This window comes from Segeticoccus rhizosphaerae (assembly GCF_009192725.1).
Lineage (GTDB): Bacteria > Actinomycetota > Actinomycetes > Actinomycetales > Dermatophilaceae > Segeticoccus > Segeticoccus rhizosphaerae.
In genome coordinates, this window is record NZ_VOHR01000650.1 from 1 (window position 1) to 801 (window position 801).

Here is an 801-nt window from a genome sequence, read left to right on the forward strand (position 1 = left end):
CGCGGCGAACCGGGCGCCGAGCCCGGTGACCAGCGCCCTCCGGGACGGGTCGACGTCGACGACGGTGAGCTGCACCCCCGGGAAGCGGGAGAGCAGGCGCGCGACGCAGCACCCCACCATGCCCGCGCCGACGACGGTCACCCGGTCACCGACGAGCGGGGGAGCGTCCCACAGGGCGTTGACCGCGGTCTCCACGGCCCCGGCCAGCACCGCACGGCGCGGCGGGACCCCGTCGGGCACCGGGACCACGGCCTCGGCGGGCACCACGAACCGGGTCTGGTGGGGATGCAGGCAGAACACGGTGCGCCCGGTCAGCTCCGGCGGGCCCTTCCGCACGACCCCGACGTTGAGGTAGCCGTACTTGACCGGACCCGGCAACGACCCCTCCTGGAAGGGTGCTCGCATCACCTCTCGCTGGTCGGCCGGCACGCCGCCGCGGAAGACCAGCACCTCGGTGCCGCGGCTGATGCCGGACCACAGGGTGTCGACGAGCACCTGGCCGTCGGCGAGTTCGGGCACCGTCGACGTGCGGATCTCCCCGACCCCTGGCGCGCGGACCCAGAACGCGCGGGCGCTGCGTTCCTCGTTCGAGGTTCCCGGCATGTCCACAACCTAGTGGGGCCCGCGGTGCCGGGCGGCCTCGTTGCCGCCGCGACCGGCAGCGCAAGATGGAAGCAGGGGCGAGCGCAGGAGGTGACGTGCACAGGCTGGCGGTGGTGGCAGGTGGGCTGACCGGTCTGGCGGCCCTGCTCGCGGCCCTCGCCGCCGGCCCGAAGGCCGACACCGTCCCGGTGCGGCGGG

1 protein-coding gene is annotated in these 801 nt (G+C 75.2%); it reads right to left on the minus strand.

Going from position 1 to position 801, the window contains the following annotated elements; all coding sequences use genetic code 11:
- Positions 1 to 603 (minus strand): MDR/zinc-dependent alcohol dehydrogenase-like family protein (locus FRW57_RS22305; protein WP_476748673.1); only part of this gene is annotated, 603 nt, incomplete at its 3' end.
- Between the last annotated feature and the right edge of the window lie 198 nt (positions 604 to 801).